The organism is Shinella sp. 20P9.1.1, from assembly GCF_057798995.1.
In genome coordinates this window covers 85,337-110,536 of record NZ_JBYOLC010000005.1, presented here as the reverse complement: position 1 = coordinate 110,536, position 25,200 = coordinate 85,337, and the positions used below count along the sequence as shown (strand labels likewise).

Genomic DNA, 25,200 nt, shown 5'->3' with positions numbered 1-25,200 from the left:
ACCGATGGCAAAAGAAGACGAACTGGTGTTCCTGCCGCTTGGCGGCGTCGGCGAAATCGGCATGAACCTGGCGCTTTACGGCTACGGCCCGAAGACCAACCGTCAGTGGATCATGGTCGATTGCGGCGTTACCTTCCCGGGACCGGACCTGCCGGGCGTCGACCTCGTTCTGCCCGATATCCGTTTCCTCGCCAAGGAGCGCGAGAAGCTGAAGGGCATCATCATCACCCATGCGCACGAAGACCATTACGGTGCGCTGAACGATCTCTGGCCGGGCCTCAACGTGCCGGTCTATGCCTCGCCCTTCACCGCCGGCATGCTGGAAGCCAAGCGCGATTACGAGCGCAGCCGCGTCGAAATCCCGGTGACGATTTTCAAGCAGGGCGACCGCATCAATGTCGGTCCCTTCGAGATCGAGGCGATCGGCGTCAACCACTCCATCCCCGAACCGATGTCGCTGGCGATCAAGACGCCGCTCGGCACGGTCATCCATACCGGCGACTGGAAGATCGACCTCGATCCCTCGCTCGGCCCGCTGACCGACGAAGCCCGCTTCCGCAAGCTCGGCGACGAGGGCGTGCTGGCGCTGATCTGCGACAGCACGAACGCGGTGCGCGACGGCGTTTCGCCCTCCGAGCACGAGGTTTCGGAAAGCCTGACGAAGATCATCGAGGCCGCCGAGGGCCGGGTGGGCATCACCACTTTCTCCTCGAATGTCGGCCGGATCCGCTCCATCGCGCAGGCCGCCGAAGCGGCCGGGCGCGAGGTGCTGCTGCTCGGCAGTTCCATGAAGCGCGTGACGAATGTCGCGCGCGACATCGGCCTGATGGAAGGCCTGAAGCCGTTCATCGAGGAAGACGAATTCGGCTACATCCCGCGCGACAAGGTCGTCGTCATCCTGACGGGCAGCCAGGGCGAGCCGCGTGCCGCCCTTGCCAAGATCGCCCGTGACGAAATGCGCAACGTCGCCTTCACGGATGGCGACACGATCATCTTCTCCTCCCGCGCCATTCCCGGCAACGAGAAGGCGATCAACGATATCAAGAATGGCCTGGTCGAGCAGGGCATCAATGTCGTCACCGACGCGGAAGCGCTGGTGCATGTCTCGGGCCATCCGCGCCGCAATGAACTGCAGCAGATGTACGCCTGGACGCGCCCGAAGATGGTCGTGCCGGTTCATGGCGAAGCCGTCCATCTGGTGGCCCATGCCGAGCTTGCCGAACAGTCCGGCGTTGCCGAAGTGCCGCGCGTGCGCAACGGCGATGTGCTGAAGCTCGCCCCGGGTGAGCCCGAGGTCGTCGATCACGCGCCCTTCGGCCGCATCTTCAAGGATGGCAATCTTATCGGCGACTACGAGGAAATGGGCATCGGCGACCGCCGCAAGCTCGCCTTCGTCGGCCATGTCGCCGTCAGCATCCTGCTCGACAGCCGCTTCGACTTTCAGGGTGACCCTGAAGTGGAACCTTTCGGTCTGCCGCAATTCGACGACGAGGGCGAGGACATGGGCGACACGCTTTACGACGCCGTGCTTGGTGCGGTCGAAAGCATCCCGCGTGCCCGCCGCAAGGATCTCGAAATGGTGCGCGAGGCCGTGCGTCGCGCCGTGCGCTCCACGGCCAACGAGATCTGGGGCAAGAAGCCTGTCGTCACGGTGTTCTTGACGAAGGTCTGATCCTCGCCTCGCGCGCCCGGCTGGTAAAAAGCGGGGCGCGCGGACGTGATGACGGCAATTTTCGTGCCGGCGCGCAGCGCAAGCCGGCACCCTTCCTTCATCTCCCACACGCGACGAAGATGAAGAGGTGTGACAGCACGCCGCCATCTGGCCGTTTGAACTTCGCGACCAAGCGGCGTAAAAGAGCCGCTGTCGCACGAGGGCCCATCCATGCAGCTGTTTTCCATCTTCGCCGTCTACTTCATCGTCTGGTGGCTGACGCTTTTCGCTGTCCTGCCGTTCGGCTTGAAGACACAGGCCGAGGCGAATGATGTGGTGCCCGGTTCGGTGGAAAGCGCACCCGCCCGGTTCCGCGGCGGCCGTATCGTGCTGATCACCACGCTCGTCTCCGCGGTGATCTACGGCGCCTGGTATGTGCTGTCCGTGCGCCTTGGCTACGGGCTGGATTCGTTACCGCAGTTCTACCCCAACTACGAATAGCCGCCGCCGCAAAGGTTAACGACCTCGAACGGCACTTAGGTAAGGGATTTCGCCCTTCCGGCTTTTTACGGAAAAGTCTTCCGTTTGCGCTTCATCAAAAAGCTTGTTCAACAATCCACTCAGGCCTGTCCGGCAACCTTAAATCGGCATGTTTTCGCTGAGTGAGGCTTGCCTAACGTGAGGCGCAGTGTCGCAGGGGGCTTGCGCACGGATTTCCGTCGATCGGAATTCATCGGCAAGCGCGGCGCGGAGCAGGGGAGCTCGGCAAAAGGCAAAAAAAAACAAGGCTGAAAGCCTTGTTTTGCAGGTATCGCGTGATCTTTATCCGTTGTGCGGTGGCAGCGTCTACGCGCGCCTAAGATCTGATCCTCCCAAGACTTGACCGCGAAAATGGCTGGAATTTGCACTTCCTGCCTGTTTTGTGGCCTGAAACTAGCCCAAACGTTAGGCGTTGTCATCCGCTTTTTTTGCATTTTTGCTACACTGGAATAAAATTTTTCGATTGACAACATAAGCGCAATTTCTGTTATTGGCGCCCTCATTTTTCTGCCACATTCGCCAGGTCCGCCAAGAGCGGTGGACAGTGCTTCGCGCTGCGCGGCCGTGTGGCCTGCCGGGTTTCTTTCCGCCGGCGAAGCGTTTATGAACGCGTGAAAATCAACGTCGTTTTGCCCGATTCCCGGAATAGGGCGGATCAGTCACACCGGAAACCGATATGCGCCTTTCCCGCTTCTTCCTGCCCATCCTCAAGGAAAACCCCAAGGAAGCCGAGATCGTCTCGCACCGCCTCATGCTGCGTGCGGGCATGGTCAAGCAGCAGTCCCAGGGCATCTATACCTGGCTGCCGCTCGGCAAGCGCGTTCTGGACAAGGTGAATGCCATTATCCGCGAGGAGCAGAACCGCTCCGGCGCCGTCGAGCTCTTGATGCCGACGCTGCAATCCGCGGAGCTCTGGCAGGAAAGCGGCCGCTATGACGCCTATGGCAAGGAAATGCTGCGCATCAAGGACCGCCAGGAGCGGCCGATGCTCTACGGCCCGACCAACGAGGAAATGATCACGGACGTCTTCCGCTCGTTCGTGAAGTCCTACAAGGATCTGCCGCTCAATCTCTATCACATCCAGCTGAAGTTCCGCGACGAGATCCGTCCGCGCTTCGGCACCATGCGCTCGCGCGAGTTCCTGATGAAGGACGCCTATTCCTTCGACTTGAACCGCGAAGGCGCCGTGCATGCCTATAACCGCATGTTCGCGGCTTACCTGCGCACCTTCTCGCGCATGGGCCTGCGCGCCATTCCGATGCGTGCCGATACCGGCCCGATCGGCGGCGATCTCAGCCACGAATTCATCATCCTGGCCGATACCGGTGAATCGGAAGTCTTCTGCCACAAGGACTTTTTGAACTTCGACATTCCCGGCCTCGACACCGACTTCGAGGACGTGGCGGGCCTCAAGGCCATCTTCGACAAGTGGACCTCGCGTTATGCGGCCACCTCCGAAATGCACGACGCCCCGGCCTTCGAAGCGATCCCGGAAGGCGAACGCCTGTCGGCGCGCGGCATCGAGGTCGGCCACATCTTCTATTTCGGCACGAAATATTCCGAAGCCATGGGCGCCAAAGTCCAGGGCCCTGACGGCAAGGAGCACACCGTGCATATGGGCTCCTACGGTATCGGCCCGACGCGCCTCGTGCCGGCGATCATCGAAGCCTCGCATGACGAGAACGGCATCATCTGGCCGAAGGCCGTGGCACCTTTCGAAGCCATCGTCATCAACATGAAGTCGGGCGATGCCGCCTGCGACGCAGCCTGCGAAACGATCTATGGCGCGCTCCTGAATGCCGGCATCGACGTGCTCTATGACGACAAGGACGAGCGCGCGGGTGCGAAATTCGCGACCGCCGACCTCATCGGTGCGCCGGTGCAGGTCATCGCGGGTCCGCGCGGCGTCGCCAATGGCGAAGTCGAGATCAAGGATCGCAAGACCGGCGAACGCGAGACGCTTACTATCGAGGCGGCGATCAACCGCCTGACATCCGGCAATTGATGTCGGTTTGAGCCGGGAAAACAGGGAGACAGCATGGCTGACGCAGCGAGCGGGGCGATAGAGGCCCAGGCCTTCAAGAAGAGCCGCCCGTTCTCCGCTTTCGAGCGGATGGTCGCCTGGCGCTACCTGCGCTCCCGGCGCAAGGAAGCCTTCATCTCCGTTATTGCCGGCTTCTCCTTCATTGGCATCATGCTCGGCGTGGCGACGCTCATCATCGTCATGGCGGTGATGAACGGGTTCCGCACCGAGCTGATCTCGCGCATCCTCGGCATCAACGGGCATATGATCATCCAGCCGATCGACAGCCCGCTGAACGATTATGCCAAGCTCGCCGAGCGCCTCGCTGCCGTTCCCGGCGTCACCATGGCTATCCCACTCGTGGAAGGCCAGACGCTGGCGCAGGGCACGGCCGGCGGCGGCACGGGCGCTCTGGTGCGCGGCATCCGTGCGGATGACCTCGCCAAAATGAAATCCGTCTCCGACCATATCAAGGAAGGCGACCTTGTCGGTTTTGCCTCCGGCGGCGGTGTTGCCATCGGCGCGCGTATGGCCGAGCAACTCGGACTCAGCGCCGGCGGCCAAATCACGCTCGTGGCACCGGAAGGGGACGTCACGCCGCTGGGCGTTAATCCGCGCGTGAAGACCTATACGGTCTCGGCGATCTTCGAGATCGGCATGTCGGAATATGACGCCTCGATCATCTACATGCCGCTGGACGAGGCACAACTCTACTTCAACTCCGAAGGCGTCGTGCAGTCGATCGAGCTTTTCGTTTCCAACCCGGATCAGATCGACAGCCTGCGCCAGCCCATCGAGGCGGCGGCGGAGCGGCAAATCTTCATCACCGACTGGCGCCAGCGCAACCAGACCTTCTTCTCGGCCCTGCAGGTCGAGCGCAATGTCATGTTCATGATCCTGACGCTGATCGTGCTCGTCGCCGCACTCAACATCATTTCCGGCCTGATCATGCTGGTGAAGGACAAGGGCAGCGACATCGCGATCCTGCGCACCATGGGCGCCACATCGGGCTCCATCATGCGCATCTTCTTCATGACGGGGGCGGCCATCGGCACGGTCGGCACCTTCGCCGGCGTGCTGCTCGGCGTCATCGTCTGCCTCAACGTCGAGTCGATCCGCCAGTTCTTCTCCTGGATCTCGGGCACGACACTGTTCAATCCGGAACTCTATTTCCTCAGCCAGCTTCCGGCCGACATGAATGCCGGCGAGACGGTCACCGTCATCGTCATGGCGCTGGCGCTCTCCTTCCTCGCGACGATCTTCCCCGCCTGGCGTGCCTCCAAGCTCGATCCGGTTCAGGCCCTCAGGTACGAATAGGAATTCAGCATGGCAGCGCGCGTCGCTTTGGAACTCAAAGGCATCGAACGGCACTACGGCCAGGGCGAGACGGTGCTGTCGATCCTCAAGGGGGCCGATTTCACGCTCAGAAGCGGCGAGACGGTGGCGCTCGTCGCGCCCTCTGGCACCGGCAAATCGACGCTGCTGCATGTCGCGGGGCTGCTCGAAAAACCCGATGCCGGCGATGTGTTCGTCAACGGCCATTCCTGCGCTGGCCTGCCAGACGACCAGCGCACGGCGATCCGCCGCGGCGAGATCGGCTTCGTTTATCAGTTCCACCATCTGCTGCCGGAATTCACCGCGCTCGAAAACATCATGATGCCGCAGCTGATCGGCGGTCTCTCCAAGGCCGAGGCACGCGAACGCGCCGCGCAGCTGCTCGATTATATGCGCATCGGCCACCGCGCCGACCATCGCCCGTCCGAACTCTCCGGCGGTGAGCAGCAGCGCGTCGCCATCGCACGCGCGGTTGCCAATGCGCCGCTCCTGCTTCTGGCCGACGAACCGACCGGCAATCTCGACCCGGAAACCGCCGGCTACGTTTTCGAGGCGCTGGAAGCGCTCGCCCGCCAGTCCGGCCTTGCCGCGATGATCGCCACGCACAACCATGAGCTTGCCAGCCTGATGGATCGCCGCGTGACGATCGAGGACGGGCTCGTCAAGGAACTGGCCTGAAAGGCCCGTCGTTCGATATCACGCCGCGAGCTTAGCGGTTCCGGCCTTTCGTTCGACAAGCGCCCAGATGTGTCCGAACGGGTCGAAGATCGACGCCACGCGGCGGCCCAACATATCCACCTGCACTACATCTCGCGTCACGGCACCGGCTTCGATCGTCCGTTGCATCGTGCGCTCGATGTCGCCGACCGTCAGTGTGAAAATCGCGCTGACGGACCCGGCCGCCTTGGGGAAGAACGGCCCGCCATAGGACGGGTTTTCCTCGCGTCGCGGGTTTGATCCCGCGACGGCCACAGGCATCGTTCCGAAGCGCATGGCAAAGCCCGCTAGTACGCCTTCGATATGATAGGGTTCGACCACTACGGCGCCAAAGGCGACGACGTAGAAGTCCGCCGCCTCCTGTTCGCGCCCGTGCTCGACGAAGAGGGAAATTTCGATGCTGATCTCGTCGGTCATCGCGATTGTCCTTCCGTATCGCCGCCCTGCGGGCGGTGCCTGCGATCAGTTGTCCAGCCCGCAGATGGAGCGGGCGGTCTCGTCCTTCCAGTCCTTGAGCAAGGCGAACTGCGCCTGCCCGGAAACCGCGCCGCCGCTGGTCTTGCCCTTTCCGGTCAGCACGTTGAGGTCGCATTCCGTGCTGGCATTGGGGTCGAGCGTATCATAGGCCGAGTAGGTGTAGCCGGCGACGATGAAATCGAAATTTCGATAGGCGATGGTGAGCGACTGACGCCAGCGGTCGCGCCCGACCGAATCGTTCTTGGTCGTGATGGTGAAGGAGCCATTGGCGAGCGCCGCAAGTTCCGGCTCCTGGCCGTACATGGTGAGGTTGCCCCAGATGCTGTTCGGCAGCGGCAAAGCAAGCGTCAGGCGGTTCTCTTCGGGCTTGGCAAGATAGACATAGAGGCCGTTGTCGTCGCCGCTGTCGTCGCCCGGTGTGGCGATCACGGCCAGATCCGCCGTGCCGTCCTTGTTCCAGTCGCCGCTCGCCATGGCGACGATGCGGTCTGCCGGAAAGTCGGCGGCCATCGTTGCGGCAGGCAGAACAATCGAAAACACGAGGGCAGCGGCAAGCGACTTCATTTCATTTCCTCCATGGGGTTGGGCCGACCTTATTGCGCGTGAACGCGTCGGTCCAGAGGGGATGTGGAAAGCTGTTGACATGAGAACAAGAATAGAACAAAGTGAAAACATAAAAGGAAAGGGAGCCATAATGACCGATTTTCTTCGTGACTTTGCAGCATTCACCTCCATCGCCCTGTTCGTCGCCAGCTTCTCCGTCCTCCTCTTCGGAATCTGACGGTTCAGATCTCTCCACTGATCATTCCTGCCTGCCGCGCGTCCTTGGCGCGTGGAAAGCGGGTGCAAAGCCAAGAACCGTCTGGACGAGACGGGTCCGAATCCGTTTAAGCTCTTTCTTCTGATCGGAAGGAAGTTTGACATGGCGGAAGCGGCTCCAGTGACGGTTGGCGAGAAGATCGCCGAGACGCCCGAATTCGTGCATCTGCGCGTGCATTCGGCTTTCTCGCTGCTCGAAGGCGCTCTGCCGATCAAGAAGATCATCGGCAAGGCAACGTCCGACCAGCAGCCGGCAATCGCCATCACCGACACGAACAATCTGTTCGCGGCGCTCGAATTCTCGCAGAAGGCCGTCGGCGACGGCATTCAGCCCTTGATCGGCTGCCAGCTGTCGATCGATATGGAAGACGAGGGCGAGGGCGAAAGGCGCGGGGGGCAGGCGCAGCTTCAGAAGCTGCCGTCGATCGTTGTCCTTGCCGCGAGCGATGCCGGCTATGCGCGTCTCGTCGAGCTCGTCAGCCGCGCCTATCTCGGCGGTGAAAGCGGGCAGGCGGTTCGCATTGCCTATAGCTGGCTGGAAGCGGGCACGGACGGGCTGATCGCCTTGACGGGTGCGCGCGGCGGTCCCGTCGACATGGCCTATCTTGCCGGACAGCCGGCCGTAGCAAAAGCGCGGCTCGATGCGCTGAAGGCTGTGTTTGGCGATCGGCTCTATATCGAGTTGCAGCGCCACGGTCGTTACGACAAGTCGCATGAGCGGCGCATGGTGGAGCTTGCCTATGCGGAGGATGTGCCGCTGGTCGCCACCAACGAGCCGTTCTTCCCGTCACCGGACGACTACGATGCCCACGATGCGCTGATGGCGGTGGCGCACAATGCCATGGTGTCGGATGACAACCGGTTCCGCCTGTCGCCGGATCACTATCTCAAGAGCCGCAAGGACATGGCAAAGCTCTTTGCCGACCTTCCGGAGGCGCTGGAGAACACGGTCGAGATCGCAAAGCGCTGCTCCTTCGTGCTGAAGACGCGCGCGCCTATCCTGCCGCGCTTCACGGGGGCGACGGATGATCCGGAAGAGGCGGAGCGGGCGGAATCGGCAGAGCTGCGCCGCCAGTCGGTGGAGGGGCTGGAAAGCCGCATGGCGCTGCTCGGCCTGTCGCCGGGCTATACGGAACAGGATTACCGCGAGCGGCTGGATTTCGAGCTCAGCGTCATCGAGCGCATGAAGTTTCCCGGCTACTTCCTCATCGTTGCCGACTTCATCAAGTGGGCCAAGCAGCATAATATTCCCGTCGGGCCGGGCCGCGGTTCGGGCGCGGGTTCGCTCGTCGCCTATGCACTCACCATTACCGACGTCGATCCGTTGCGCTTCTCGTTGCTTTTCGAACGCTTCCTCAATCCGGAACGCGTTTCGATGCCCGACTTCGATATCGACTTCTGCCAGGACCGCCGCGAAGAGGTGATCCGCTACGTGCAGCAGAAATACGGTCGCGAGCAGGTGGCACAGATCATCACCTTCGGTTCGCTGCAGGCGCGCGCGGCCCTGCGTGACGTCGGCCGCGTGCTCGAAATGCCCTATGGCCAGGTCGACAAGATCTGCAAGCTCGTGCCGAACAATCCGGCCAATCCGACGCCGCTCTACAAGGCGATCGAAGAGGAGCCGAAGCTGCAGGAAGAGGCGGAGAAGGAGCCGGTCGTCGCCCGTCTGCTCGATATCGCCCAGAAGATCGAAGGTCTCTACCGTCACGCCTCCACGCATGCCGCCGGCATCGTGATCGGCGATCGGCCGCTGTCGCAGCTTGTGCCGATGTACCGCGATCCGCGCTCCGACATGCCCGTCACCCAGTTCAACATGAAGTGGGTGGAACAGGCCGGCCTCGTGAAATTCGACTTTCTCGGCCTGAAGACGCTGACTGTCCTGAAGACCGCCGTCGATTTCATTCGCAAGCGCGATATCGAGGTCAAGCTCGAAAGCCTGCCGCTGGATGATCAGTTGACCTACGAGATGCTGTCGCGCGGCGAGACGGTCGGCGTGTTCCAGGTGGAAAGTGCCGGCATGCGCAAGGCACTGATCGGCATGCGGCCGGACTGCATCGAGGATATCATCGCGCTCGTGGCGCTCTACCGCCCCGGCCCGATGGAGAACATCCCGGTCTATAACGCCCGCAAGCACGGCGAGGAGGAGATCGAATCGATCCATCCGACGATCGACCATCTGCTCAAGGAAACGCAGGGCGTTATCGTTTACCAGGAACAGGTGATGCAGATCGCCCAGGTTCTCTCGGGTTATTCGCTCGGCGAGGCCGATCTCTTGCGCCGCGCCATGGGCAAGAAGATCAAGGAGGAGATGGACAAGCAGCGCGCCCGTTTCGTCGACGGCGCGGTCAAGAACGGCGTTTCCAAGCCGCAGTCCGACCTGATCTTCGACCTGCTCGCCAAATTCGCCAACTACGGCTTCAACAAGTCGCACGCCGCCGCTTACGCCATCGTCTCCTACCAGACTGCCTATCTGAAGGCGCATTATCCGGTCGAGTTCCTGGCCGCGTCGATGACTTACGATATGTCCAACACGGACAAGCTGAACGATTTTCGGCAGGATGCCGGCCGTCTTGGCATCGCCGTCATCCCGCCATCGGTGCAGACGTCCTTCGCGCATTTCGAGACGGGTGAGAACCGCATCTATTACGCGCTCGCCGCCATCAAGGGCGTGGGCGAGGCGGCGGTCCAGCATATCGTCGAGGTGCGCGGCACGACGCCGTTCAAGAACCTCGAGGACTTCTGCACGCGCATCGATCCGAAATTCGTCAACCGCCGCGTCTTCGAAAGCCTGATCGTCGCCGGCGCCTTCGATTGCTTCGGCCATGATCGCGCCGCCATGATCGCCGGCCTCGACCGCCTGCTGGGCGCGGCCCAGCGCGCGCAGGAGAACAAGACGAGCGGGCAGGGCGATATTTTCGGCATGGGGGCGGCGACGGGGCCGGAGGTCATCACGCTGCCCTCCTACACGCCCTGGCTGGCGTCGGAAAAGCTTCACCGCGAATTCCAGGTGCTCGGCTTCTTCCTCTCCGCCCATCCGCTCGATACCTACGCACCGCTTCTCGCGAAGATGCGCGTGCAGACCTTTGGCGATTTTTCCGCTGCCGTGAAGCGCGGTGCGACGGCCGGCCGCCTTGCCGGCACGGTCACCTCCAAGCAGGAGCGCAAGACCCGCACCGGCAACAAGATGGGCATCGTCGCCTTCTCGGACTCGTCCGGCCAGTTCGAGGCCGTGCTGTTTTCCGAAATGCTCAACCAGTACCGCGATCTGCTGGAGCCCGGAAAATCGCTGGTCCTGACCGTGCAGGCGGAAGAGCGCCTGGAGGGCATCGGCCTGCGCATCCAGACGCTGCGCTCGCTGGAGGAAGAATCGCTCCAGACCCAGAAGGCGCTGCGCGTCTATGTCCGCGATTCCGGCCCGCTGCGGTCCATTGCCGCCCATCTCAACACGAAGGGCGACGGCCTCGTCTCCTTCATCGTCATCAAGGACAATGGCCAGCGCGAGATCGAGGTGGAGCTGAACGAACGCTTCCGCATCTCCCCCGAAATCGCCGCCGCCCTACGCTCGGCACCGGGCGTGCTGGATGTGGAACTGGTGTAGCGCCATAGATTGGGCGAGGCGCTATCGGAGCGTTTCGTCGATGAGTATTTGCTCCTGTCCGGCCTGTCGCATGGCGAGCAAAATGGTGGTTGCGTCGGCCAGCAAGTCTGTATGCTCGTCAAAGCGAAACAGGGTGTGCGTGGGAAGACCAAGCGCATCTGCGCCGCTCTCGGTCAGGATGAGTTCCAGACGATCCCGATAAGAGGCAAGGCTCACGACCTCGCTGCCATCGCAGGCAAGGCTCTGATCTGTGCGCTCCACATAGAGCAGGTCCTCGATGGAAGGTGGGTTTGCGCCGCTCCGCCGGCGGCCGCAGGCAAAGTGGATCGTGTCGAGCGGATCATCCGGAGAGACGAAGCCGAGCGAGAGCACGAGAAGATTATCCTGTTCGGTGAAGATCTCCTCGACCTGGAAACAGGCGACAGCCTGCCCCGTCAATTGACGACCGTGATCGACGACGCCTTCTTCTTTTTCTTCTTCACGCCCTGAACCGCCGAGGCATCCGCCTTCTGCTGCACCTTGCGCGTCACGGTGATGAAGTCCGTGCCGTCGCCGGTTTCCGGGCCAAGGCCGGTGTCGGAGATCGACAGCGAGGCGCCTTCGCCCATCAGTTCGGAGATGCGCAGGCGCGTGTCGGCGGGGATGTCCAGCCGGTCGAGCGTCTTCGTCAGCGCGTCCGGCTGCGTGGCATCGGCCTCCGTGGTGATGCCGAGACGCTTCAGCGTGGCGGGCGAGAGCTGGTTGTCGACGCTGACGCCGAACCAGTCCGCCTTGCCCTTGTCGCTATCGACGTCGCGGGCGAGCAGGAAATGGGTGCCGAGCGCGATTTCCGGGTTGCGGATGGTGATGGCGGCCTCGACCAGCGGCCTGAATTTCTGGCGCACGAGGATCTGGCCGTTCGGCGGCGCGCCCTTGCCGGCTTTGGCATAGACGGCGGCGACGAGTTCGGGCGTCACCATTCCGTCTTCCTTCAAGCCTTCGGCAAGCTGGAAGGCGCGGATGGCGACGACGGTCTGCTTGCCATGCAGGCCGTCCGGTATCCCGGCGTCATAGCCGAGCGAGGTCAGCAGCGTCTGCAAATCGATCATCATCTCGCGGTCGCCGCGGCGGGTGACGAGGATGCGGATCGGGTCCTGCTCGGTCTTCTGCACGGCGGGCGTGAGGATTTCCGGTTTGGGATCGGTCATCGCGACCTCGACGGCCTTGTCGCCGGCCTCCATCAAGCCGGGCCGCAGGCCCGCCTGGGAGAGAAGCGGCGTATCCGGAATCACGACGACGGGCTTGAACAGCGCCGCATGAACGACCTCCTGCGGCACGATCTCGCGGTCGGTGATCAGCACATGGCCGCCGCGCCGCGTCACACTGAACAGCGTCTTGGCAAAGGCGTTCGGCAGGCGCACGCAGCCGTGCGAGGCGGGATAGGACGGCACGCTGTTGGAGGCGTGCAGCGCGATACCCGACCAGGTGAGCCGCTGCATGAAGGGCATCGGCGCGCTGTCATAGATGTTGGAGAAATGCGTGCGCTTCTTCTCCAGGATCGAGAAGATGCCTGTCGGCGTCGAGTGGCCGGCCTTGCCGGTGGAGACATGCGAGGTGGCGACGACCACGCCGCCATCGTAGATCTTCAGCTCCTGCAGATCCTTCGACACGATGATCTGCAACGGCCCCTCGAGCGTGCCCGCAAGCGCGGTACCGCAGCTCAACAGCAGGCCAAGTATGCTCATGCCAGTCGCCAGGCGAAACTTCATGTTACCCATCCGTACGCAATACAAACCGACGGCAAGCGTAGTGCATCCGATTTAAGGAAGGCTTGATGCACCCGGCCGATCCCCCGATCTGTGCCAACCCGATGCAGGGAAGAACGCCGGTTTGCCGGGATTTATTCGGTGGGGTCGTCGATTTTTCCGGCCGTCTTGAAAGTCAACTTTCCGTGAAAGCGGTCGGGGCCGGATTTGCCGAACGTATAGCCGGTCTCGACGCTGGCCTTGCCGAATTTGTCGCGCAGCGTGTTCATCGCGGCTTCGGCGGCGGCGCGGCGGGTGGCGGCCGGATCGACGAGATCGGGCGGGTCGGCGCGGCCGGGATCGGTGAGGTCGCTGACACCGATGCCGATCAGGCGGTATTTCGTGCCATCCGTCTCCTTGCGCAGCAGTTCGATGCCGGTGCGGAAGATGCGGTCGGCGAGCATGGTCGGGTCTTCGAGCTTGCGGTTGCGCGTGCGGCTCTTGAAGTCGGCGGTCTTCAGCTTAAGCACGACGGTATGGCCGGCTATGCCGGATTTGCGCAGACGCGCGGCAACCTTCTCGCTGAGGCGGCGCAGATGCGCTACGAGTTCGTCGTAGCTGGAGAGATCATCGAAGAACGTGGTTTCGGACGACACGCTCTTTGCCGCATCGTTCAAATGGACCTCGCGGTCGTCCTGGCCGCGCGAAAGATGAAAGAGCCGCTTGCCCATTATGCCGTAGCGGCGCATCAGATCGGTCTCCTCCATGGTCTGGAGCTGGCCGACGCTGCGGATGCCGTCGCGCTCGAGCGTCTCCGCAAAGGCCTTTCCGACGCCCCAGATGAGGCGCACCGGCTTATCCCTCAGGAAATCCAGCGCTTCCTTCTCGCCGATGACGGAAAAGCCGCGCGGCTTGTTGAGATCGGAGGCGACCTTGGCGAGGAATTTGCAGTAGGAGAGGCCGACGGAGATGGTGATGCCGATCTCCTTCTCCACGCGCTGGACGAATCGGGCGAGCACGCGGGCAGGGGGATCGTGGTGCAGGCGCTCCGTGCCTTTCAGCTCCAGGAAGGCCTCGTCGATGGAAAGCGGCTGCACCAGTGGCGTCAGCTCCTGCATCATGGTGCGCACCTCCCGGCCGACCTTGACGTATTTTTCCATGTCCGGCGGAATGACGATGGCGTTGGGGCAGGCCTCCAGCGCCTTGAACATCGGCATGGCCGAGCGCACGCCGTGGATGCGCGCGACATAGCAGGCGGTGGAGACGACGCCGCGTTTTCCGCCGCCGATGATGACGGGCTTGTCGGCAAGCTCGGGATTGTCGCGCTTTTCCACGGCGGCATAGAAGGCATCGCAATCGATATGCGCCAGCGTCAGGTCGTAGAGTTCGTCATGATAGAGCAGGCGCGGGCTGCCGCAGGCCCGGCAGCGGCGCAGGTTCGCAGGCTGCCCGGTGAGGCAGTCGCGACAGAAGCCCGGAAAGCGTATGGCGGCGGTGCTCATCATCAAGAACAAATATTGAACATCGCGACATTAGTACCTACATATACAAGTCTCAATAGCCGTCAGGGCCGAATGCATGACCGTACACAGGCGCGCGCAGGACGGCCTTTCGAGGCTGCCGCCTTACCAATCAGACGGGCCTGAGAGCACGGCATGGGCATGCACGACCGCTTCCGGCTTGGTGTCGGTCGCTTCGCAGAAGGCCAGCAGGTCCGGCTCGTGGCTCATGAGGAAATCGACGATGCCGGCAAGAAAACCGGGATCGTTGACGGCGTTGCGGACTTCGGAGGGCGCAACGCCCGTCAGCGCGAGGAAACGCGACAGCAATTCCGGCTCGCCGGCAAGCCAGCCGAGGATGGCGACGGCGGTTGCCTCCGCGGTTTCGGCCGCAGGTGTATCTTTTTGGCTTTTCATTCTTTTCCCTCGGGAAATTTACCTTTTAATCAACCAAGTGACGCTAACGTGGCTGCGGTCAGGCTGGGTGATTTCGGCTTTGCCGCAACTTATCCATCTCCCGGTGGGTTGCAAGGCCGGTCAGAGGAACAGGGACTTACGATGCCCAAGCAGGTCATGATTGTCGAGGACAACGAGCTCAACATGAAGCTCTTCCGGGACCTTATCGAGGCATCCGGCTACACGACCATCCAGACCCGGAACGGTATGGAAGCCCTTGATCTCGCGCGCAAATATCGCCCCGATCTGATCCTGATGGATATCCAGCTTCCGGAAGTTTCGGGCCTTGAAGTCACCAAGTGGCTGAAAGAGGATGATGAGCTTCACGTCATCCCGGTCATTGCGGTCACGGCCTTTGCGATGAAGGGCGACGAAGAGCGTATCCGGCAGGGCGGTTGCGAGGCCTATGTCTCCAAGCCGATTTCCGTGCCGAAATTCATCGAAACGATCAAAACCTATCTCGGCGACGCGTGAGGCTGGGGCGCGATCATGACAGCACGCATCCTCGTCGTCGATGATATCCCCGCCAATGTGAAGCTGCTCGAAGCGCGGCTTTTGGCGGAATATTTCGACGTCCTGACGGCCGATAATGGCTATGAGGCGCTGTCGATCTGCGAACGCACCCAGGTCGATCTCATCCTGCTCGACATCATGATGCCCGGCATTGACGGGTTCGAAGTCTGCGAGCGGCTGAAGGCCAATCCGCGCACCGCCCATATCCCCGTCGTCATGGTCACCGCACTCGACCAGCCGTCCGACCGCGTGCGCGGCCTGAAGGCGGGCGCCGACGATTTTCTCACCAAGCCGGTCAACGACCTGCAGCTGATGTCGCGGGTGAAAAGCCTCGTGCGCCTGAAGACGCTGACGGACGAGTTGCGCATGCGCGCGGCGACCGCTCGCGCCATCTCGATGGAAGACGGGCTCGACAGCAATCTCGGCGACGAGCCGGGCGAAATTCTGCTGGTTGACGGTCGTGCGAGCTCGCAGGAGCGTGTTGCACGCGCCCTCAAGCCGATTGCCGAAGTCACCTGCATGTCCGATCCGCAGGCGGCGCTGTTCCAGGCCGCGGAGAGCAATTACGAGCTTGTCATCGTCAATGCCAATTTCACGGATTACGATCCGCTGCGCCTGTGCTCGCAGCTGCGCTCGCTGGAACGGACGCGTTTCCTGCCGATCCTGCTGATCACCGAGCAGGGTGACGACGACATGGTGGTGCGCGCGCTCGAACTCGGTGTGACGGACTACCTGATCCGGCCGATCGATCCGAACGAACTGATCGCCCGCAGCCTTACCCAGATTCGCCGCAAGCGCTGCAACGACCGCCTGCGCGCCAGCGTGCGCCAGACGATCGAGCTTGCCGTGACGGATGGTCTGACGGGGCTGCACAACCGCCGCTATCTCGACAACCACATGAAGCTGCTGATCGACCGTGCGACGGCGCGTGGCCGGCCGCTCTCGGTCTGCATCACGGACATCGACCGTTTCAAGCTGGTCAACGATACCTATGGCCACGATGCCGGCGACGCGGTGCTGCGCGAATTCGCCAACCGTGTGCGGTCTGCCGTGCGCGGCGCCGATCTCGCCTGCCGTTATGGCGGGGAGGAGTTCGTGCTCGTCATGCCCGATACGACGCCGGAAATGGCGGCTGGCGTTGCGGAGCGCCTGCGGACGATCGTCGAGCGGGAGCCGTTCCGCATTCCGGGCACCGATGTCCTGCTGCCGATCACCGCCTCGATGGGCACCGCTTCCGTCTTGCTTGCCGGCGACAGCCCGGATGGCTTGCTGAAACGCGCCGATACCGCGCTTTACGAAGCCAAACGCTCGGGCCGCAACCGTGTCGTGGCCGCTGCCGCCTGAGTCGCGTCGAATCGGTCCCCTGCCTACGCTTTTTCCACAGGCTTCACCGCTTTTTGAGCAAGTGCCTGATTTTTAGGGCACTTGCCCCTACGGAAGGTTTTTCCCGTGCAGTCCCTGTTCGAGGTCACGTTTCGCGGCCTGCGTAGCGAAATTTGGCTATAAATCGTACCATTCATTTTTGATGATAGATTTCAACGCGTTGTATCGGATGCAATCATGCCGTGCGAAGTTGCGCCCATTTGTCAGGGTTGTGCGTTCCACATCCAGCGGTTGCTTTACAGGGGGTGGCTTACTGTTGTCTTCTATAACGTAAATGCCGCTTGCTGAGACAATCAGGCGCTCGGCGGTTAACTATGAGACAAGGAGTCTTGGCGGAAACGTTAAGAATTCGTTGATTTATTTTCGTTTTGGCGCGATGCTCAACTCATGGGCGGCAAACAAGCCCGCACAACCGGTTACCCCATGATGCTAGGTCCGCCGCATCTCCTGGGTCGTGGGGTCGGTCGGTCGGTTACGACAAATACGGAATCCTCGTGCCGTCGTCGTACTGACCGACCCCCATTCAACGCCGCTCCCGTCAAGGGAGCGGCGTTTTTGATTCCATGACCTCGGTCAGGTTGCATTTCGCAAGTCTAAAAAAGCAAAGGCGCCGGACGTTTCCGTCCAGCGCCTTTGCGAACCTGAAAAGGCTCCCAAGATTACTTGATCTTGGTTTCCTTGAATTCGACGTGCTTCTTCGCGACCGGATCATACTTGGTCTTGGTCATCTTGTCGGTCATCGTGCGGCTGTTCTTCGTCGTTACGTAGAAGAAACCGGTGTCGGCCGTCGACAGCAGCTTGATCTTGATGGTGGTAGCCTTGGCCATGGTCGTCCTGCCTTTATCAAAAACGAAGCCGCGGACAGCCAGTCTGCTCTACGGCTTAAATCTGGGCGGAAACTACAAATCGCGCCCGAAAAGTCAACCCCGTTTCGGCCGGAAAACCATCCGGCCCAGAGAAAGTATAAGGTAAAAGCCGAAGAAGGCCGCAATTGCCCAGGCAAAACCGTCATTGCCGGAGACATCTATCGCCGCACCGATCGCCTGGGGACCGACAACCGTGCCGACGGCATAACAGAAGATGAAGGCCGCATTGGCCGCTGCAAGGTCCGCACCGACGAGTCGCGAGCCGAGATGGCTGAGGCCGACCGTGTAGAGGCCCGCCACGCAGCCGCCCCAGAGCAGCAGCACGACCGCCATCAGAAGCCAGTTCTGCGACACCCAGGGCAGCGACAGCGCACCCACGAGGCCGATCACGGCCATGATGGTGAGAAGGCGCCTGCGGTCCTTCATGCGGTCGGAAATCATGCCCAGCGGGATCTGGAAGGCCATGTTGCCGATGCCCATGACGGTGAGCAAGAGCGCCGCCTGCGGCTCGCTGAAGCCTGCCCGCGTGGCATAAATCGGAAAGAGCGACAGACCACCCACCTCCACCGCGCCGAAGATGAACACGGCTGCCGTCGCCGTCGGCACGAGAAGGATGTAGCGCATGAAATGCAGCTCCGGCTTCTCGTCGATGACGGGGCTTTCGCTGCGGGCGATGAAGATCGGAATGGCGGCGACGAGAATGATCAGGGCGCCGACCGCGAACGGCCGCACGCCGTCACTGCCGAGGATGGAGAAGAGCAGGGGCCCGGTGGCGAAACCCAGCGACAGCACCGTCGCATAGATGCCGAGCACCAGGCCGCGGCGCCGCGGTGGGGCTGCCGCATTGATCCAGAATTCGGACAGGATGAACAGTGTGGTGATCGCGCCGTGGAAGACGAGGCGCAGGGGAAACCACAGCCAGAAATTCTCGATATAGTAGAAGCCGAGCCCGCTGATCGCCGAGAGCAGGATTGCGAAAAGCATCGTGGTCGACGTGCCCCAGGCATGCGCCATACGGGTGGTGAAGGGGGCCGCGGCCATGGCGGCAACACCAGCCATGGCCGAGTTGATGCCGATCATCGTGGGAGAAATCCCGCGCTTTTCCATGATGATGGAGAGCAACGGCAGGCCGAGGCCGATGGCGATGCCGACAGCGGAAATGGCGGCAACGGCTGCGATGAGCGATCGCCAGTGGATATGCTCCAGCGGGCCGGAGGTGCCGGATTGCGGCTGCGTCATATGCGGTCGACCCCTAAAGCAGATCCCGGAGGAAGTGCCCACCCTTGTTGCGATAGAGTGGTGCCGGCCTTCCGAAGGGGAGAGATTTGTCTTCCTGAATGCTTTTTTGAAGCTCTTCAAGGATCAAGACGGTTATGTCGGGCATCTCGATGCCCTTGTGGTCAAAAATATCCACCCAACGCACATCCTCGAGCTCATGGCTGGCCGAGGCACCCGAGGGGTCAATGCCGGCCTCGTCGGCAAAGAGCGTGAAGAAGCGTGTATCGAACCGCCGCACCATGCCCGTGGGCGTGATGGCGCGGGCCAGGAAGCGCAGATGCGAGAGGTCGGGGCGGAACGGCAGTTCGCCTTCTTGCGCCTCGGCATAGGGCACGCCGACGCTCAGCCCCGCTTCCTCGTAAAGCTCCCGCAGCGCTGCGACGGCAAGGGCGCGCAGCCGCGAGCCGGAACATCGCGGCACGCGCACGGCCATACGCTCCAGCGCCAAGGGGTTGAGGGGGCCTGCAATGGAAACGAGACGATCGCCCGCATCGCGCCGGCCGCCGGGAAAGACATAGACATCGGGCATGAAGACATGCCTGCTACTGCGCTTGCCGACCAGCACCCGTATCGTCCCGCCCGACCGGTCGAGAAGCAGAATGGAGGCTGCATCGACGGGACGGACAGGTGTCATGCTGTTTTGTCTTGGTAAGCGGCGGCTGCATCCTCGTCGGCATCTGGCTTTTCGCCGAAGCCATGCATCCTCACAGCCCATTGCAGGCCGATCGTCCCGCCCTTTACGGGCTGAAGCATGATGAGGGAAAGGATGATGGTGATCGGCGCCCAGATGGCAAGATGCTGCCAGGTGGTGAGCGGCCAGACGAGATCCGTCGCCATGTAGCCGCCGAGAACGATATGGCCGACGATGGTGATGACGAGATAGGGCGGCAGGTCGTCGGCACGCTGATGCGTATAGTCTTCGCCGCAGGCCGCGCAGTTTTCGACCGGCTTGAGGAAGGACTTGAACAGACGGCCGGTGCCGCAGGCCGGGCAGCGGTTCAGCATGCCGCGCTTGATGGCGCGGGCCACCGGCCGCTCCGTCGTACCGTTGCTTGCGGTATCGCCGAAATGCAACGTTCCGCCGTCGGTCTCGTTCGCCTGCATGTCTTGTCCTTCCCTGCCGGAACTGTTCAGCGTCTTCCGCGCGGCGGGCGCGTGCCCGGCTGACGGCGTGTCTCGCCGCCCTTGCGCCGGCCCGACTTGTGGAAGGAGCGCACCGCCGTCGGCATCTTGCGTCCTTCGCTCAACATGTCGAACCGGAGCGAACCGGCAAGCGGCACCGCTTCCGCGAGTTTGACGCGCACCGTATCGCCAAGGCGGTAGCCGAGCCCGGTCTTTTCACCGGATAGAGCCTGATGCGCCTCGTCGTAGATATAATAGTCGCGTCCGAGCATAGATATAGGCACGAACCCGTCGGCACCATATTCGGGCAGAGTGACAAAAAGTCCCGCCTTGGTGACACCCGAGACGCGCCCGTCGAATTCCTCGCCGACACGCTCGGCGAGATGATGGGCGATCAGCCGATCGACCGTATCGCGCTCGGCCGCCATGGCGCGGCGCTCGAAGGTCGAGATTTCGGCCGCGATATCGTCGAGCGCGGCTTCCTCGTCCGGCGTGATGCCGCCTTCGCCAAGCCCGAGCGAACCCACCAGCGCCCGATGCACGATCAGGTCCGCATAGCGGCGGATCGGCGAGGTGAAGTGGGCGTATTTCATGAGGTTCAGGCCGAAATGGCCGATATTTTCAGGGCTGTAGATCGCCTGGCTCTGCGAGCGCAGCACCATCTGGTTGACCATCTCCTGGAACGGCTGATCCACCACCTTGGCGAGAATGCCGTTGAAATGGTTCGATCGCATGTTGCCGCCCTTGACGAGGGAGATGTCGAGCGTCTGCAGGAATTCGCGCAGCACCTCCTGCTTGGCAAGCGAGGGGGCGTCGTGCACGCGGTAGATCAGGGCCTGCTTCTTCTTCTCCAGCGTCTCGGCGGCCGAGACGTTGGCCTGGATCATCATCTCCTCGATGAGCTTGTGCGCATCGAGCCGCGGCGGCACGAAGACCCGGTCGACGGTGCCATCGGGCTTCAGCAAGATCTTGCGCTCGGGCATATCGAGTTCGAGCGGCTGGCGACGGTTACGGCCGACCGTCATGATCTTGTAAGCCTGCCAGAGCGGCTTCAGGATCGTTTCGAGGATCGGGCCGGTCTTGTCGTCGGGCGCGCCGTCGATGGCCGCCTGCGCCTGCTGGTAGGAGAGCTTGGCCGCACTCTTCATCATGATGCGGTGGAAGGTGTGGCTGGCCTTGCGGCCCTCATGCGAAAAGACCATGCGCACGGCGAGCGCCGGCCGGTCGACGCCTTCCTTCAGTGAGCAGAGGTCGTTGGAAATGCGCTCCGGCAGCATGGGCACGACGCGGTCGGGGAAATAGACCGAGTTGCCGCGCTTCTGCGCCTCGCGGTCGAGCGCCGACTTGGGGCGGACATAGTAGCTGACATCGGCGATCGCGACGGTGACGATCACGCCGCCCGGATTGTCCGGCGACATGTCCGGCTCGGCATAAACGGCGTCGTCATGGTCCTTGGCGTCGGCCGGGTCGATGGTGATGAGGGGGAGGCTGCGCCAGTCCTCGCGATGCGCCATGGTGGCCGCACCCGCGGCCTCCGCCTCGCGGATGACCGCATCGGGGAAGATATGGGGAATGCCGTGGGCGTAGATGGCGATCATCGAGATCGCCTTTTCCGACGCGACGGAACCGACCACGCTCTTGACCTGCGCGCGCGGCAGGCCGTAGCGGCCCATGCGCACGACATCGATCTCTACAAGGTCGCCGTCCTTGGCGCCCGCCGTGAATTCGGCATCGACGTCCATCTCGTCGCCACGGCGGTCGATCGGCATGATGCGCCCGCCGCCGCCCGCCATGGTGCGGAACACGCCCATGCCGGAGTTCTTCTTCTTATCGAGAACCTTGATGATCCGCGCCGTATAGGCCGGGCCACCTCGCTCCTTGGCCGGGAAGATCTTGGCGAGCACCCGGTCGCCGAGGCCGGCGACGGGCGCCTTGTCCTTGTGTGCACCGCCCGACTGGCGGATGAGCACGGCCGGCGCCACACCGGCATCGTCGAGCCATTCCGCCGGACGGCCGATCAGCTCGCCGTCGACATCGCGAGTGGTGATGTCGAGAACGGTGACGGGGGGAAGGGCGCCGGGACGCACCAGCGACTTGCGGCGCTTTTCGAGAAGGCCGTCCTCCTCGAAGGATTTGAGCAGCGCCTTCAGCTCCACGCGTGTCTCGCCCTTCAGGCCGAAAGCCTTGGATATCTCGCGCTTGGACGCCTGTTCCGGGTGATCCGCGATGAAGCGCAACAGCACGTCGCGCGGCGGGATGGCGCCGTGGATGATCGGCGTTTCGTCCGCGGGTGCTACGTCACGGCCCGCGCGGCCGGGCCGTTTCGTTTGTCCTGCCCGGCTGCGTGGTGCTTTCGTCATGTCCTTAGGCCTTCTTTGCCTTTGCTGCAGCCTTGGGCTTGGCCGCAGCCTTTGCCTTGGGCTTTGCGGCCTTCGTCTCGTCGGACTTGGTCTCGCTGGACTTGGCCGCCTTCGTGGTCTTCGCCTTGGCGGGGGCCTTGGCCTTGCCGCCCTTGGCAGGCATCTTGCCGGCCTTTTCGGCGATGAGCACGAGTGCTTCTTCCATCGTCACGCTGTCGGCGGCCTTGCCCTTCGGCAGGGTGGCGTTGACCTTGCCCCAGTTGACATAGAGGCCGTACTTGCCGTCGCGCACGGTGATCGGGCCACCGTCGGGATGGTCGCCCAGCGTCTTCAGCGCCGCCGGCGTACCGCGCGAACGGCCGCCCGGACCCTTCGACGCCTTGTCGGCAATCACGGTCACGGCGCGGTTGAGGCCGATGGAGAACACGTCCTCGACGGTTTCAAGATTGGCATAGCCGCCGTCGTGCAGGAGGAACGGTCCATAGCGGCCGAGGCCCGCCGAGATCATCTTGCCGGATTCCGGATGCTGGCCGATATCGCGCGGCAGCGAGAGCAGTGCGAGCGCCTTCTCATGGTCGATACTGGCCGGCGTCCAGCTCTTCGGCAGGCTCGAGCGCTTCGCCTCCTTGCCGTCTCCACGCTGGACATAAGGTCCGAAACGGCCCGAGCGCAGCGTGATCTCTTCACCGGTATGCGGATCCTTGCCGAGGTTCTGCGGCTCGTTGGAGGCCGCAGCCTCCGCATCCGAGCCGTTATCGGCAGAGAGCTGGCGGGTGAAATTGCATTCCGGATAGTTCGAGCAGCCGACGAAGGCGCCGAATTTTCCCAGCTTCAGCGACAGTTTGCCGGTACCACACACCTGGCAGATGCGCGGATCGCTGCCGTCGTCGCGCTTCGGGAAGACGAGCGGCGCCAGTTCTTCGTTCAGCGCATCGAGCACGTTGGTGACGCGCAGTTCTTTGGTGTCCTCGATCTGCGCGAAGAAATCCTTCCAGAAGTCGCGGAGAACCTGCTTCCAGTCGAGCTCGCCGGCGGAAATCTTGTCGAGCTTCTCTTCAAGGTCCGCCGTGAAGTCGTATTCGACATAGCGCGTGAAGAAGCTTTCGAGGAAGGCCGTCACTAGACGGCCCTTGGCTTCCGGGATCAGCTTGCGCTTGTCGATGACGATATATTCGCGGTCGCGCAGCGTGGCGAGCGTCGCGGCATAGGTCGACGGGCGGCCGATGCCGAGTTCTTCCATCTTCTTGATGAGCGAGGCTTCGGAATAGCGCGGCGGCGGCTCTGTGAAGTGCTGGGTCGCATTCACCTTCTGCTTGGCGAGCTTTTCCTGGGCGTTGATTTCGGGCAGGCGGCCGTCGTCGTCACCATCGTCGGACTGTTCGCCGTCTTCCTTCTGGTCGGTATAGGCGGCAATGAAGCCGTCGAAGCGGATAACGGAACCGGTGGCGCGCAAGCCGGCTTTGCGGCCGCCATTGTTCGCCTCGATCTCGACAGTCGTGCGCTCGATTTCGGCCGATGCCATCTGGCTCGCGATGCCGCGCTTCCAGACGAGGTCGTAGAGCTTGAGCTGGTCCGCATCGAGGTAACGTTTCACCTGGTCGGGTGTGCGGTCGAAGGAGGTCGGGCGGATCGCCTCGTGGGCTTCCTGGGCGTTCTTGGCCTTGGTGGAGTAGATCCGGGCCTTCTCCGGCACATAGCGTGCACCGAACTGCTCGCCGACGGCCTTGCGGGCGGCATCGATCGCCTCGGGTGCCATCTGCACGCCATCGGTACGCATATAGGTGATGAGACCGACCGTCTCGCCGCCGATATCGATGCCTTCATAGAGCCTCTGCGCGACCTGCATGGTGCGCGAGGCTGAGAAGCCGAGTTTGGACGATGCGGCCTGCTGCAGCGTGGAGGTGGTGAAGGGCGGTGACGGGTTGCGCTTGGTAGGCTTGGCTTCGACGCTCTCGACGCGATAAGACGCGCCGTCGAGCAGCGTGCGCAGATTGTTTGCTTCTTCGCCATTTCCGACGGCGCGAGGTGCGAGGCGTTTGCCCTCGGCCGAAACGAGGCGGGCCTCGAACTCGTCGCCGCGCGGCGTCTTCAGAAGGGCGGAAATGTTCCAGTACTCTTCCGAGACGAAACGCTCGATCTCGGATTCGCGGTCGCAGACGAGGCGCAGCGCCACCGACTGCACGCGGCCGGCCGAGCGGGCGCCCGGCAGCTTGCGCCATAGGACCGGCGACAGGTTGAAGCCGACGAGATAATCGAGCGCGCGGCGGGCGAGATAGGCATCGACCAGCGGCGTATCGATATCGCGCGGGTTTTTCATCGCCTCCAGTACGGCCGCCTTGGTGATGGCGTTGAAGACGACGCGCTGGACGGGCTTGTCACCCAGAACCCGCTTTTTCTTCAGCACGTCGAGCACGTGCCAGGAGATCGCTTCACCCTCGCGATCCGGGTCGGTCGCGAGAATGAGGCCGTCGGAATCCTTCACCGCATCGGCGATGTCCTTCATGCGCTTGGCCGATGCGCTATCGACTTCCCACAGCATTTCGAAGTCTTCGTCCGGAAGCACCGAACCGTCCTTGGCCGGCAGATCGCGCACGTGGCCGAAGGAGGCAAGCACCTTGTAGCCCGGGCCAAGATATTTGTTGATCGTCTTGGCCTTGGCGGGCGATTCCACAACTACAACATTCATCGTCATTTTCTCTGATACCACGCGCCGCGGCTTATCTCACGCGGTGAAGGGCGCATCTCGCGCCGGAAAGTCGTGTTTCGACATGAACAGGGAAAGCGTTCGGGTCAAGAGGTAGGGGTGAATTTAGTGAGATACAACGCCATGCAACCAAAA

Annotated in this window: 20 protein-coding genes; 8 read left to right on the top strand and 12 right to left on the bottom strand. The window is 62.5% G+C overall.

Annotated elements, in window-relative coordinates; translation table 11 throughout:
• Nucleotides 1-4 precede the first annotated feature (4 nt).
• The 5 genes from AC27VQ_RS10570 to AC27VQ_RS10550 all read left to right on the top strand — a co-directional run bounded on the left by AC27VQ_RS10570 (nt 5) and on the right by AC27VQ_RS10550 (nt 6,227).
• Nucleotides 5-1,672, top strand: a complete 1,668-nt coding sequence (locus AC27VQ_RS10570) for a ribonuclease J (protein WP_488716224.1) — start codon at nt 5-7, stop codon at nt 1,670-1,672.
• Nucleotides 1,673-1,882: 210 nt separating this feature from the next.
• Entirely contained in the window at nt 1,883-2,152 is a 270-nt protein-coding gene (locus tag AC27VQ_RS10565) for a DUF1467 family protein (RefSeq protein ID WP_313524267.1), read from the top strand.
• Nucleotides 2,153-2,867: 715 nt separating this feature from the next.
• Complete coding sequence (gene proS, locus AC27VQ_RS10560; RefSeq protein ID WP_488716223.1) at nt 2,868-4,196, top strand: proline--tRNA ligase; 1,329 nt, start codon at nt 2,868-2,870, stop codon at nt 4,194-4,196.
• 33 nt (nt 4,197-4,229) lie between these two features.
• The gene (locus AC27VQ_RS10555; RefSeq protein WP_488716222.1) at nt 4,230-5,531 is read left to right on the top strand and encodes a lipoprotein-releasing ABC transporter permease subunit; all 1,302 of its coding nucleotides are present in this window, start codon (nt 4,230-4,232) and stop codon (nt 5,529-5,531) included.
• Between the two features lie 9 nt (nt 5,532-5,540).
• Nucleotides 5,541-6,227, top strand: coding sequence for an ABC transporter ATP-binding protein (locus AC27VQ_RS10550; RefSeq protein WP_488716221.1), 687 nt, complete (start codon nt 5,541-5,543; stop codon nt 6,225-6,227).
• 18 nt (nt 6,228-6,245) lie between these two features.
• Here the strand turns inward: AC27VQ_RS10550 and AC27VQ_RS10545 are convergent, their stop codons facing one another.
• Nucleotides 6,246-6,683, bottom strand: coding sequence for a VOC family protein (locus tag AC27VQ_RS10545; RefSeq protein WP_488716220.1), 438 nt, complete (start codon nt 6,681-6,683; stop codon nt 6,246-6,248).
• A 45-nt stretch (nt 6,684-6,728) separates the two neighbouring features.
• Complete coding sequence (locus AC27VQ_RS10540; RefSeq protein WP_488716219.1) at nt 6,729-7,307, bottom strand: hypothetical protein; 579 nt, start codon at nt 7,305-7,307, stop codon at nt 6,729-6,731.
• A gap of 358 nt (nt 7,308-7,665) precedes the next feature.
• On the opposite strand from AC27VQ_RS10540, the gene dnaE reads away from it, so the two are divergent.
• Entirely contained in the window at nt 7,666-11,160 is a 3,495-nt protein-coding gene (gene dnaE / locus AC27VQ_RS10535) for a DNA polymerase III subunit alpha (protein ID WP_488716218.1), read from the top strand.
• 21 nt (nt 11,161-11,181) lie between these two features.
• Here dnaE and AC27VQ_RS10530 read toward each other — a convergent pair whose 3' ends face one another.
• From AC27VQ_RS10530 to AC27VQ_RS10515, 4 genes are all read right to left on the bottom strand, one after another.
• Entirely contained in the window at nt 11,182-11,598 is a 417-nt protein-coding gene (locus AC27VQ_RS10530; protein ID WP_421590891.1) for a hypothetical protein, read from the bottom strand.
• A complete protein-coding gene (locus AC27VQ_RS10525) occupies nt 11,595-12,908 on the bottom strand; it encodes a L,D-transpeptidase family protein (protein WP_488716217.1) in 1,314 nt (437 codons plus the stop codon). Before AC27VQ_RS10525 ends, AC27VQ_RS10530 begins: the two co-directional genes overlap by 4 nt.
• Nucleotides 12,909-13,039: 131 nt before the next feature.
• Nucleotides 13,040-14,386 (bottom strand): DNA polymerase IV, encoded by a 1,347-nt coding sequence (locus AC27VQ_RS10520; RefSeq protein WP_488716415.1) that lies wholly within the window; start codon nt 14,384-14,386, stop codon nt 13,040-13,042.
• A 123-nt stretch (nt 14,387-14,509) separates the two neighbouring features.
• Nucleotides 14,510-14,800, bottom strand: a complete 291-nt coding sequence (locus tag AC27VQ_RS10515) for a DUF3572 domain-containing protein (protein WP_488716216.1) — start codon at nt 14,798-14,800, stop codon at nt 14,510-14,512.
• 141 nt (nt 14,801-14,941) lie between these two features.
• On the opposite strand from AC27VQ_RS10515, the gene AC27VQ_RS10510 reads away from it, so the two are divergent.
• Both AC27VQ_RS10510 and AC27VQ_RS10505 read left to right on the top strand, forming a co-directional pair.
• The gene (locus AC27VQ_RS10510) at nt 14,942-15,313 is read left to right on the top strand and encodes a response regulator (protein WP_010065708.1); all 372 of its coding nucleotides are present in this window, start codon (nt 14,942-14,944) and stop codon (nt 15,311-15,313) included.
• A gap of 15 nt (nt 15,314-15,328) precedes the next feature.
• The gene (locus tag AC27VQ_RS10505; RefSeq protein WP_488716215.1) at nt 15,329-16,696 is read left to right on the top strand and encodes a PleD family two-component system response regulator; all 1,368 of its coding nucleotides are present in this window, start codon (nt 15,329-15,331) and stop codon (nt 16,694-16,696) included.
• Between the two features lie 698 nt (nt 16,697-17,394).
• Here the strand turns inward: AC27VQ_RS10505 and rpmG are convergent.
• The 6 genes from rpmG to topA form a co-directional block, all read right to left on the bottom strand.
• A complete protein-coding gene (gene rpmG, locus AC27VQ_RS10500) occupies nt 17,395-17,562 on the bottom strand; it encodes a 50S ribosomal protein L33 (protein WP_003547442.1) in 168 nt (55 codons plus the stop codon).
• A 93-nt stretch (nt 17,563-17,655) separates the two neighbouring features.
• Nucleotides 17,656-18,840 carry an MFS transporter gene (locus AC27VQ_RS10495; protein ID WP_488716214.1) on the bottom strand — a complete coding sequence of 395 codons (1,185 nt, stop codon included), beginning with the start codon at nt 18,838-18,840 and terminating at the stop codon, nt 17,656-17,658.
• A 13-nt stretch (nt 18,841-18,853) separates the two neighbouring features.
• Nucleotides 18,854-19,513: an NUDIX hydrolase gene (locus AC27VQ_RS10490; protein ID WP_488716213.1), complete on the bottom strand. Its 660-nt coding sequence runs from the start codon at nt 19,511-19,513 to the stop codon at nt 18,854-18,856.
• Nucleotides 19,510-19,983 carry a DUF983 domain-containing protein gene (locus AC27VQ_RS10485; RefSeq protein ID WP_488716212.1) on the bottom strand — a complete coding sequence of 158 codons (474 nt, stop codon included), beginning with the start codon at nt 19,981-19,983 and terminating at the stop codon, nt 19,510-19,512. Before AC27VQ_RS10485 ends, AC27VQ_RS10490 begins: the two co-directional genes overlap by 4 nt.
• A gap of 26 nt (nt 19,984-20,009) precedes the next feature.
• Entirely contained in the window at nt 20,010-22,361 is a 2,352-nt protein-coding gene (gene rnr / locus AC27VQ_RS10480; protein WP_488716211.1) for a ribonuclease R, read from the bottom strand.
• A gap of 4 nt (nt 22,362-22,365) precedes the next feature.
• Complete coding sequence (gene topA, locus AC27VQ_RS10475) at nt 22,366-25,047, bottom strand: type I DNA topoisomerase (RefSeq protein ID WP_488716210.1); 2,682 nt, start codon at nt 25,045-25,047, stop codon at nt 22,366-22,368.
• Nucleotides 25,048-25,200 lie beyond the last annotated feature (153 nt).

Excerpts from the sequence above, each read along its gene's own strand:
- rpmG (WP_003547442.1), bottom strand. The coding sequence starts at position 17,562 with ATGGCCAAGGCTACCACCATCAAGATCAAGCTGCTGTCGACGGCCGAC.
- topA (WP_488716210.1), bottom strand. The coding sequence starts at position 25,047 with ATGAATGTTGTAGTTGTGGAATCGCCCGCCAAGGCCAAGACGATCAAC.
- AC27VQ_RS10525 (WP_488716217.1), bottom strand. The coding sequence starts at position 12,908 with ATGAAGTTTCGCCTGGCGACTGGCATGAGCATACTTGGCCTGCTGTTG.
- AC27VQ_RS10490 (WP_488716213.1), bottom strand. The coding sequence starts at position 19,513 with ATGACACCTGTCCGTCCCGTCGATGCAGCCTCCATTCTGCTTCTCGAC.
- proS (WP_488716223.1), top strand. The coding sequence starts at position 2,868 with ATGCGCCTTTCCCGCTTCTTCCTGCCCATCCTCAAGGAAAACCCCAAG.
- AC27VQ_RS10485 (WP_488716212.1), bottom strand. The coding sequence starts at position 19,983 with ATGCAGGCGAACGAGACCGACGGCGGAACGTTGCATTTCGGCGATACC.
- AC27VQ_RS10545 (WP_488716220.1), bottom strand. The coding sequence starts at position 6,683 with ATGACCGACGAGATCAGCATCGAAATTTCCCTCTTCGTCGAGCACGGG.
- AC27VQ_RS10570 (WP_488716224.1), top strand. The coding sequence starts at position 5 with ATGGCAAAAGAAGACGAACTGGTGTTCCTGCCGCTTGGCGGCGTCGGC.
- AC27VQ_RS10495 (WP_488716214.1), bottom strand. The coding sequence starts at position 18,840 with ATGACGCAGCCGCAATCCGGCACCTCCGGCCCGCTGGAGCATATCCAC.
- AC27VQ_RS10565 (WP_313524267.1), top strand. The coding sequence starts at position 1,883 with ATGCAGCTGTTTTCCATCTTCGCCGTCTACTTCATCGTCTGGTGGCTG.
- AC27VQ_RS10505 (WP_488716215.1), top strand. The coding sequence starts at position 15,329 with ATGACAGCACGCATCCTCGTCGTCGATGATATCCCCGCCAATGTGAAG.
- AC27VQ_RS10555 (WP_488716222.1), top strand. The coding sequence starts at position 4,230 with ATGGCTGACGCAGCGAGCGGGGCGATAGAGGCCCAGGCCTTCAAGAAG.
- dnaE (WP_488716218.1), top strand. The coding sequence starts at position 7,666 with ATGGCGGAAGCGGCTCCAGTGACGGTTGGCGAGAAGATCGCCGAGACG.
- AC27VQ_RS10550 (WP_488716221.1), top strand. The coding sequence starts at position 5,541 with ATGGCAGCGCGCGTCGCTTTGGAACTCAAAGGCATCGAACGGCACTAC.
- AC27VQ_RS10515 (WP_488716216.1), bottom strand. The coding sequence starts at position 14,800 with ATGAAAAGCCAAAAAGATACACCTGCGGCCGAAACCGCGGAGGCAACC.
- AC27VQ_RS10540 (WP_488716219.1), bottom strand. The coding sequence starts at position 7,307 with ATGAAGTCGCTTGCCGCTGCCCTCGTGTTTTCGATTGTTCTGCCTGCC.
- rnr (WP_488716211.1), bottom strand. The coding sequence starts at position 22,361 with ATGACGAAAGCACCACGCAGCCGGGCAGGACAAACGAAACGGCCCGGC.
- AC27VQ_RS10520 (WP_488716415.1), bottom strand. The coding sequence starts at position 14,386 with ATGAGCACCGCCGCCATACGCTTTCCGGGCTTCTGTCGCGACTGCCTC.
- AC27VQ_RS10510 (WP_010065708.1), top strand. The coding sequence starts at position 14,942 with ATGCCCAAGCAGGTCATGATTGTCGAGGACAACGAGCTCAACATGAAG.